Origin of the sequence: Proteus sp. TSJ240517 (genome assembly GCF_047921575.1) — a bacterium.
Classification (GTDB): domain Bacteria; phylum Pseudomonadota; class Gammaproteobacteria; order Enterobacterales; family Enterobacteriaceae; genus Proteus.
Window position 1 is genome coordinate 1 of the sequence record NZ_JBLRMH010000016.1, and the last position, 9,855, is coordinate 9,855.

Sequence of the window (9,855 nt, forward strand, 5' to 3'; positions counted from 1 at the left end):
AATTTTGCCATTTAAATCAGTGACCACTTTCGAGGTTTGCTCTATTTTGGCTGAACTTGTACCCACTTGGCTTTCTAGGTGAGTGACTTGCTGAGCGGTAGCCGTCATTTTTCCATCGATATTCGACACCCGCGTATTTAACGCATTCACCACACTGCTATCGGCTTTCCCTTTCAGAGTTGAATTGAGCGTTGAAATATCTTTCGATTGTGCTTGCTGTTTCGAGGTGAGGGTTTCTAGTGATTGATTAATCGAGGAAACATTCCCATTCATCCGTGTTTCCAATGACTGTCTGGCTTTCGCTTCCACTTGGTCACCTGTAACTCGCGCTTGCTTCTCGGCGGAGATAAGTCCTGCGGTGACTTTCGATAAATCATTGCCGGTATAATCACCACGAAGTTGAGTAGCTAAGGATTGCCGTTGTTGCGCTTCAGTTTTATCCGCATCAATACGCGCTTGTTGCTCTTGTTTGATTGCAGCGGCCTGTGCTTCTGTTGCCGTTGAAACTTTATTCATCCGCTCAGCCAGTAATTTTTCTGATCCCTCCCGTTTTTTTTCACTTTCTTCAATCGTCGCGCCTTGCCTCATTGACTCCTCTAAAAGCTTGTCGTGATTTATCCTCATTAGCTCATGTAATTCTGTAATATCGATTTGGTTAGCTTTGCTGTTAATTTCACCCAATAGGTCTTGTGCGAGTTGATCTCGACTAATTTGCCCCGCTAATTCCTCAAGAATTAAATCCGTTTGAGAAGAGCAAGTCCCCGAAGCTTCCACAAAAGGTGATTTACCATAGCTGTTGATTGTTCGAACATAAAAATAATAGGTATGTCCTGCTTTTAAACTCTCTTGCGTCCAGAAATTCCCTTGGCCAACTTTGTTTGTTTTAGTGATCACTTCATTTTCAGAAAGATCAGCGAGCTTTTCCTCACTAAACCAAAACTCAAAGGTATAACCAAAGACAGCGCTATCGCCTTGTTTCGGTGCAATGGTCAGATTAAATAAGCCAGAGGTAACATCAATATGCTCAGGAGGCGGTGGCGCTTGAATGGCAAAGTCACTGATAGCAGGTGCCGACATCGCACCGGCCACATTTGTTGCTCTAACTTCAACACGATAAGTTCCTCGCGCTAATCCGTTAATATCAACACGCTCAGCCGGCACCTGAATAGATTGAATCACTTTACCATTTTGAAGGATATTAACCGTATTATAACGCACATCAGACGCCACATTCTGCCAAGAAAGTGTACCTTGTACGATGTCACTGACGGCAAGTGGAACAAAGGTAAGATTAATAGGGGAAGCAACACCACCAGTGGGTAAACTCACAAATGGTGGACGCTCAAACGATTTGCCAATCACATCTTCATATAAATAGGCACCATCCTCTTCCAACGTTAAAGCCACACCCTCTAAAGCATGAAATGCCCATTCGGCAATACGAAATTCAAGCCCACTAATCCCCAAAGCTGGTAATTCTAAAAGCACAACTTCCCCCGGACGATAAGCATAGCCGTCTAAGTTCATGGTCAATTGAACTCGTCTTCCTGCTTTCTTTTTACGAAGATATTGGCGAGCTAATCGTTGGGCTTGATAAGGACTGGTGACAAAACGATAGTCAATATTCTCCCGAATTTCTAAGCCATCCTCTTTCACCCATTCATCCACAATTACAGGCGTGAAATCCGTTTTTATGTATAACTGTTCGGCATCAATAAACGTGCCATACACCGCATTGGTGGCGTCTTTTAAACCTGTTTCAGGGGTACAGGTGACGGTGCCAATCAATTGTGATTCGGTAATGGTCTTTATTGCAGGCCCATAATAAGCACCAATTTGAATACCGTGTTTTCCTGCGGTGAATGTTGGTTCCGCGTTAATACATTTGTGCATCGCGTCCAAAACACTCGATGGACTCTCATTTAAGTCATAGGCACCATTAAGGGTATATCGCGACTCAAATCCGCCTTCTGGCAGACTCACTTTTTCATCACATAAATCGGCTGCTTGTTTAAAGCTGTCAAAATCAATATCCGTATCAGGCACTTTTAAATAATGGCGGTAATAATCCAAAATGACTAAAGCCCCATTATTACTCCATGCTGTTTGCCCAGTGCGAGGATCAAACAGATGTTTTCCCCAGACTTCACATTTCACATTGGGTAATCCATAAGGGAATTTTTCTTGGTCAAACGTGAGGGTCACACGTAACCACGCCAGACCTCGACCAATCATATCCTCTTTCCATGACGGGCAATTTTTAAGCATAAAGGGATCGACATCTTCCCTGTCATTATGCAACTCCACTTCAACGACAGGTGCCGTGATTTTTAAACTCTTCAACCAAAGGTGTTTAACTTCATGAACGGTATATTCACCAAACGTCTCAATTAAATCGTCCCCTAACCAAATCTTCCCGATTTTCTCTATGGGGTGCCCTGCTAACGCTAATGCCAGTGTGATTTTTTCGTTTTCATCTTGTTCCCCCGCTTCTTCTTCGGCGAAGAAAAGCAAACCCGATATCACTGTTTTTCCGACAATTACGGTTTCAGGCGCAGACGATGAACGTAACATCTGTTTGCGTTCACTGGTATCTCGATAATTCATGGAAGGCAGTTTAGGCTTAAAGATAAGCGAACCTGCGACTTGCACCGCGACGCCTGCTGCCATCAGCGCCATGCCCATCGCAGAGGTGACGCCTCCAGTAAATAGCCCCGCAATCATTAAGCCCGCACCCACGACTTTTGAAATTAATCCACCACTTCCCCCCATTATTCCACTCTCCACGCTTTGATTGGGTTAATCTGCACCGGCTTTACGCCTTGTAGCGTTACTCCCCAATAATGCCCCGCCCAAACTACCGCTAAACTGTCACCGTCCTCACCTTTGAACAGTACGAGGTCGCCACGCTGAACGCGCTCAATCTCAATGGATTTGAAATAATGTGAAACTGCTTTCTCTAAGGAGCCAAATTTAGATTTGATCAAGTTGAAAGCTTCGGCTTTGGTTTTATAGTGATTGAGATAAAGCTTTATTGGCGAGAAGCCACATTGTGCGTAAATACATTCTGAGGCAAAAATACAACAATCAAATTCACCCCATGAAAAAGGGCGACTCATGGCCGCCCTTATCGTTTCTGGTAACTGGAGTGTCCAGTTTAGTTGTTTCATTATCAAAACGCCTAAAAACAAAAAAAGTCGGCATGATGCCGACTTTCATACATAATATTTATCTTTAGTTAGAAACGATAGCCAAGACCGACCATCCATGTACCCACTTTAACATCATGAAATTTAGTGTATTCGTAAGAAGCATCAATAGCGATATTGGGATATGGGTTAAATTGAAGTCCTGCACCATAAGCGAACGCAGATTTACTTTGACTTTCTTTTTCGTGATAACCAAGGGCATTTAACTCCATTTCAGCTTTACCGTGAGCAACACCCAATAAACCATATGCGCTAATATAATCATTAAAGCGATAGGTTGGCCCCACAGTAAATGAATAATAATCAAGATCACCATTTCCCATAGAGTGAGATCCTAAGCGATAGTCATAACCTTGATGTGTATAAGCAAAAGAGCCAATAACACCTAAATGATTATCGAATTCATAGCGATATTTGACATTAAATCCTTTCGGTTTCTCTTTTAGTTTATCGCCATCCGCTTTGACATGACTTTGTGCATAACCTAATGAAAGCGTATTTTCACCTACGGCTTGTGCACTTACTGCGCATAGCGATAGACTCGTCATAATAAGGGGAACTAAAAGTTTTTTACTCATTTTGTTTCTTCCAACAATTATTTATAAATAAATGCAGGTGCATCTTTCTTACTGCCCCAATAAATCGCTCGTTCAGCCATTTGAGCCACATAACGAAAGATACGATCACCTTGTCTTCGAGATGACCACGACTCATCGGTGAATCTATCGGGTAACCCGATTGACCATCGCTCGAATCGATTAGAAATATTAACACATACGGCATTTTCTTCGCCAGACACCACATTGATAGATGTGATTTGTCCGACAAATAAGACTTCAGCAAGCAACGGTTTCCCCTCTTCACCGATGGCGACCATCATCAACCGCACTTCTCGCCCTCGACTTTGCTCATTCATCACCATTCCCACCAGCGATTTATCAAAACCCGCTAATTTAAGCTGTAATTGTGGAGGACTGGTTGTCTTATTCTCTTTCAACTGACTGATTTCACCTAAACTGCCCACGCCCAAGTAAGTTTCCCCCGCAATAATCAGTTGCCCAACACCGGTATGCGCACAGGTGACGCCTGATTTCAAATCGAGTCTGGCTGCTAAGACGATATAAGCCCCCTTATTAATCGCGTTGACCATGGCATCAGAAAATGGATGATATTGCATTAGTACAACACCTCCTCAAAAGATAACGTGATATTGGTATACCCCAAGCGACGATGCTGAAATTTACCCTGTTCATTATCAACGAGACGAAAAATCCCAAAAGGTCGCTCAACCTCGAGCATTTCATTGACGGTAGGTGATGTTCTTAGCATCGGCGAAATAAGAATAATGGCACGTCCTTGATTATCACTGACCACATCCGCCACCACCATTTTGAGTTCATTGCCCACAGTTAAGCGATCCCCTTGCTGTAATACTCGCATATTGCGCTTCCAGTCCTTTGTTTCTAGCTGATTACCTAATTGGCTCGGTATTGCAATACGAGGCGAACCATACCCATAACGCCCTTTTCTTATCCAACTGGTTATTTTGACTCGTCCCGACATGCCATCCAATGAAGCCACCAACGCTTCTAACTGGCGCGATTTTGCTTCATTTAAATTATTGAAGGTCAGCTCACAACGCCAACGACTTCCCGGAAAGCGTACCGTTTGACTACTTCCATTAAATGGTGAGGTAAAGGTTTTGCTGTTACTCAATAATTGCCAGTTTTCCTGTGTGGGGATCACCTCTTTTGGCCATTCAAGAATAGACATTTAGACTCCTAATGTTCTGCGTGCTGCACCATTACTTTGAAAGTCTTGTAACATCATCGCGTGAGCTTTCTGTGCGCCGGCTTCTGTCCCTTGTTGTGCGGCTTCTTTCATTGCTTGAGCAAGTACAGCGTCACCATTTCCCGTCACCGTAATATGATTAACGACCGTCATTTGTACACCACCCGCACGGGCTAACGTCGGTTGCGGTGTAACGGGTATTCGTCCTGCGACCGCCCCCACAAAGCCCCCCGAAGCATAACCTTGCGCCGCATGCATTAAGCGATAGAGATTGCCGACACCCAATTTAGCCGTCGCTTCTTTGGTAAAAACAAACTCACCACCGTGCACAATCCCTTTAGGTTCGAATTTCCCGCCATGCCCCGTATAACCACCGTAAGCATGCCCTTTGCTCATCCATCCCATATCAAAGCCCATTGCCTGCCCGCCTGCTTCAATGGCTTTGAAAATCAGCATTTTCATCACCATTCGAGTGATATCGGAAATCACCGCATTGGCAAAATCTTTAAAGCTTCCTTTGCCCGTTAAAGCAAAATCGGCTAATGCATCGGACATATTATTAAGGGCATTAGTAGTAACGTTTCTGACGTTCTCCATCACATCCATGGCTGACTCACTGAAATCCGATAAACCTTGTTTTAATCCCGCCATCGGATCGCCTTTCATGGCCTCTCGCTTCCTCAGCTCTTCCTCAATCTGCTGTTTAGTGAGTTCAACATTGCGTTGTAAGTTCGCCAGCTCTTTTTCGCCTAAATCCACACTGGCTTGCTGATACAGCACATCAATCTGACGAAGGGCATTAAGCTTTTCTTGCACTGCGCGTGATTTTCCTATCAAGGAAGTTTCAAATTGCATCTGCTCAATTTCTTTACTGCGATCATAAGCAAATTGCGCAACCGAGTTGGCACGCGCTAGATCATCAATGGCTTTCGCTTTTTCTTTTATCGTCTCAATGGCGTTGGGATCGATTTTTAAGATGGCATCAAACTTGTCTTTATTCTGTTTGATATCAGCTAATGCAGATGTGTATTCATTAAAGGAAGAGGTAGTGCCATACAGCTGAATGCTTTGTCCATCCGCAATCAGTGAGGCTTGTTTTTCCTCTAATTCTGTCAAGATTTTGGTGTACTGTTTGGCATAATCAATGGTGGATTTATGACCGGGCTTATACGTCCGTTTGGCTTGCAGTGCCAGTTGTGCCTCAATTTCAGCTTGTAAGGCCTTATCGTAGCCTTGCATATCTGGCGTAATTTTGCGTGAAGCCAATACATCTTCTGCATTTAATTTCGCTAATGCCTTCCCTGTGGCTTGCGCTTTTGCCACTGAACGTTGCGATTTTTCAATCGATTCATCAATCTGTTTAGCAATCGCCGTGGCGGCATTCACTTGGCTATTTGTCGCCTGAAGCGTGATATCAATGAGTGATTCATATTCAATGCCTAAACTCTTTAAACTCGCCTTAAGTGAATTGATAACGGCATCAACATTTTGTAACTCAGTGGCATAGCGTTTATATTCAGGGGCTTGATCGCCCACTTTTTCTTTGAGTGTCGCCAACATATTTTGCATATTGGCTCGCTGACGCTCTAAGTTATTAACTTGCTCGGCATACATTCCCATCGCAGCATCAAGCTCTTTTTGCTTTTCAGCTACTCGTTTAAGGTATAAATCCCCCACACCTTGTTCAGTAAACGCCTTTTCACTCTCAACGCTGTATTTTGATAGACCTTGTAAGGAAATAACCTGTTGTTTAAGCTCCTCGACTTTCTCCAATTGCGCGTTAATGCCCGATGAAACTTTGCTTAAATTCGCCACTAGCGTGGCATTGCTCATTTTGTTTAACGCTTCTGTTGATGTATCAAGAGAATTGGCAAATTCAATCGATTCGAGTTTGGCTTGTTTGACATTTTCGCTGTATTCATACAATCCCATGCCCAATGCCGCCACACCCGTCAACACTAATCCAATAGGGCCACCCGCTAATCCCATAACACTGTTAAGTGCTCGCCCCGCCACCGTTGATTGACGCCGAGCGGTCGTTAATGCACGTTGAGCAACATTTTCGGCGGTTAATACCTGTGTATAATTTAGCGAGGCTGTTCTTGCGAGTGATTTTGTGGCGATAAGATTATCGAGTGCGATTTTTTCCGCGTTAGTGCCTCTAGCAACTTGATATTCCATTTTGGCTCTATTGAGCGCCGATGTGGCGGCTTCTTTATCCGCCCATGCCTTCCTCACGGCACTGGTTGCTGCCACACTGTTTGCCTCTGCACTCTGTAATGTGGCTTTGGCTTCATTCAACGTTGTCTGATTTTTCAGATAAGTGGCTTTCGTCCATTGAGAGAGTTTTGCTACCAATGCTGTGACGGCGATCCCTTCAACCACTTTCGCGACTAACGATAGATTATCGGCAAGAGTGGTCATCCCTGTGGTAAAAAGCTGAGTCGCCCCTGTACCTTGATTCGCCTCACCGATAAATTTTGTCATCGCCGATTGAAGATTAGTGAAACCTTGGCTAACCGTTGTCACGCTGGTAGCAAATTTTTTATCCACACTGTCGGCAGCACGCTCTAAGGCTTGAATGACTTTCTCAATCGTCATTTCACCGTCTTGGGCTTTCTTCCTTAGTTCACCCACACTGACACCCATTCCGTCAGCGATGGCTTTCGCTAACGCAGGGGTTTGCTCCATCACCGAATTCAGCTCTTCGCCACGTAACTGACCCGAGGCTAATGCTTGACCAAATTGAGTTAATGCCGCTTGGGCTGCAGTTGCACTCGCGCCTGAAATCGCCACGGCTTTTGAGACAGTTTCAGTGAGTTCGGCCACTTTTTGCTGACTTAAGCCTAAGCGATCGGCATTATCTGCAAAACGTTGATAAACTTGTGCTGTGGCATCCAATGATTGATAGGTTTTCTGGGCAATATCATAGACCGCATGTGTGGCTTTATTTAACTCGACAGAGCTTTCCGTCACCAGTTTTAATCGGTTCTGTAATTCCGTCCAACTATCGGCATAATTAATGACTTGATGAATGGATAATGCACTTGCGGTGACACTCGCAAAACGGGCAAAAAGCGCTGAGGATTTTGCGGTTTGCAATACCATTCGCTCTTGTTGCACGGTGATAGCTTGAAGACTGACGCGAATACTTTGCCCAAATTGTTCTGTTTGGCGCTGGCTACGGTTGATCGCATTTGTGAAGTTTGCCGTATTCAGCGTCAAATCAATATTTAATCTACCTAATGCTCCCGCCATAAATTCAACCCTTGGTATGAACACTACAAAAGCAAACTTTCACCCTGAATAAATGCAATATTCCTTGTTATTTGCTATTGATTTAATTATTGATAAACTGAAATTTCGAATAATAGAGGGGGGTTTTATGAGACTTATTCTGGCGTTATTGCTACCTTGGTTACAATTTTTCACGATTGGTCGCCCATTTGCTGGCATCTTCTGCCTTATCCTCCAAATCACCTTAATCGGATGGATCCCTGCGGCCATCTGGTCGGTTTATGCGCTTTCTCAATACAATACGGATAAAAAAATTGAGAAAATGTCTCGCGGTGGTTAACGATTAAGCCCCACTGATGTGGGGCTATCGATTAGCTAATACACTCTCAGTGACGTTGTCCCACAGCTCTTCTTCCGTAATTTTCTTCTTCCACATCGGCATAAAATCCACCAATTCAGGCGGAGTCGTTTTCGGATCACGATTTATCATCGCTAAAAGATGTGCCACTTGTGCCATCCGGTAATCCTCTCGCCATAAGCCAAAGGGTTGTTTGCGATAAAAGGCCTCATATTCACACAAGTGGCTTTCAGGTATTTGCTCGATTTCTGCGAGCGTTTTTCCCAGTGCCAACGACAATATCAGTTGGAATTGCCGCCGTTCTCCGAGTTTTTTTCGCTATTCCCCGCTTCTGCTGTAAACACCGCATTAGAGAACCCTTGTCCTAAACGATTAAGACCTTTTAAGTCTTCCTCATTTTCAGCATCAAAAAGCAGTTCCCCTTTTTCATCACACAACTTAAAAGCCAACATTCTGGCGACATCATATTCATCGTAGACACGATTTATCGCCTCGTTAAATTGTTCGGGATCGTCTTCGTCTAAATAAATGTCCTGCGCTTCGGCAAGCTTGATTTTAATTTGACGAAGTTTGCGCTGAATGTAATTCATGGTGCCAACATCCAGCTCTTTGACATAAAAGGTGTTGTCTAAATAGGTAAAAGGCGTCACTTTCAGTGCTTGGTTTAACACTAATTCACGCAATAACGCGTTAGACATAATCACTCCTAAGATTTTTTATCGAGAAGGGAGAAGAGAAATAATGAGGTGGATGAGTTACGGGTTATTTCTTCACATTCAAATAATCACGGCCAGACAATTTAATCGAGATCCCCGAATCCATCATTTGCCCTACACTGCCATCAATGTTCATGCCCGTTTCGACGGAGCCGTAATAAAACATGGAGCCTTCATCTCGCGTTAAGACCATTTTCACTGCGAATTTTTCTTTGCTGTTTTCATATTTACGCAAGAGTCGCTGCACCTCACTGGAGCTATACCGTAAGAAAAAGGTCAATTTAATTGAGCCGTATTCCGTATCGCCAGATTCATATTCCTTGCCATCACTGCAAATGGTGGTGACATCGATTTGTTCAGTCGTTGAACCGTCTTTGCTAAAGCTTTTTACCGCACAAAAGTTATTAGACCATTGAATACGTTGTGCTTTGGCGTTTGCAAAATCCGTGGGTAACGTTTTATCACTCCAATCCACTTCGTCGCACAGGGTCACTTTGTTGCCATCAACCTGTGCAACAGGAAAACGTCCATCTAACTCCCCGAA

10 protein-coding genes are annotated in these 9,855 nt (G+C 43.9%); 1 reads left to right on the forward strand and 9 read right to left on the reverse strand.

Annotated elements, in window-relative coordinates; genetic code table 11:
• The 6 genes from ACNARN_RS18375 to ACNARN_RS18400 form a co-directional block, all read right to left on the reverse strand.
• On the reverse strand, positions 1-2,772 hold a 2,772-nt coding region (locus ACNARN_RS18375), incomplete at its 3' end, for a phage tail protein (RefSeq protein ID WP_416304801.1).
• The gene (locus tag ACNARN_RS18380) at positions 2,772-3,170 is read right to left on the reverse strand and encodes a DUF6950 family protein (RefSeq protein ID WP_416304802.1); all 399 of its coding nucleotides are present in this window, start codon (positions 3,168-3,170) and stop codon (positions 2,772-2,774) included. The genes ACNARN_RS18375 and ACNARN_RS18380, both read right to left, overlap by 1 nt.
• A gap of 68 nt (positions 3,171-3,238) precedes the next feature.
• Complete coding sequence (locus tag ACNARN_RS18385) at positions 3,239-3,787, reverse strand: Ail/Lom family outer membrane beta-barrel protein (RefSeq protein ID WP_196534147.1); 549 nt, start codon at positions 3,785-3,787, stop codon at positions 3,239-3,241.
• 17 nt (positions 3,788-3,804) lie between these two features.
• Positions 3,805-4,386, reverse strand: a complete 582-nt coding sequence (locus ACNARN_RS18390) for a hypothetical protein (RefSeq protein ID WP_416304803.1) — start codon at positions 4,384-4,386, stop codon at positions 3,805-3,807.
• Positions 4,386-4,982 (reverse strand): hypothetical protein, encoded by a 597-nt coding sequence (locus ACNARN_RS18395; RefSeq protein WP_416304804.1) that lies wholly within the window; start codon positions 4,980-4,982, stop codon positions 4,386-4,388. Before ACNARN_RS18395 ends, ACNARN_RS18390 begins: the two co-directional genes overlap by 1 nt.
• The gene (locus ACNARN_RS18400) at positions 4,983-8,258 is read right to left on the reverse strand and encodes a phage tail tape measure protein (protein ID WP_416304805.1); all 3,276 of its coding nucleotides are present in this window, start codon (positions 8,256-8,258) and stop codon (positions 4,983-4,985) included.
• Positions 8,259-8,385: 127 nt separating this feature from the next.
• Here ACNARN_RS18400 and ACNARN_RS18405 point away from each other — a divergent pair, with 127 nt between their 5' ends.
• Complete coding sequence (locus ACNARN_RS18405) at positions 8,386-8,577, forward strand: YqaE/Pmp3 family membrane protein (RefSeq protein ID WP_004242485.1); 192 nt, start codon at positions 8,386-8,388, stop codon at positions 8,575-8,577.
• A gap of 24 nt (positions 8,578-8,601) precedes the next feature.
• Here ACNARN_RS18405 and ACNARN_RS18410 read toward each other — a convergent pair whose 3' ends face one another.
• The 3 genes from ACNARN_RS18410 to ACNARN_RS18420 all read right to left on the reverse strand — a co-directional run.
• Positions 8,602-8,868, reverse strand: a complete 267-nt coding sequence (locus tag ACNARN_RS18410; RefSeq protein WP_253120530.1) for a DUF4035 domain-containing protein — start codon at positions 8,866-8,868, stop codon at positions 8,602-8,604.
• 8 nt (positions 8,869-8,876) lie between these two features.
• The gene (locus tag ACNARN_RS18415) at positions 8,877-9,293 is read right to left on the reverse strand and encodes a hypothetical protein (RefSeq protein ID WP_253120527.1); all 417 of its coding nucleotides are present in this window, start codon (positions 9,291-9,293) and stop codon (positions 8,877-8,879) included.
• Between the two features lie 64 nt (positions 9,294-9,357).
• The coding region (locus ACNARN_RS18420; protein ID WP_416304806.1) for a hypothetical protein at positions 9,358-9,855 on the reverse strand (498 nt) is incomplete at its 5' end.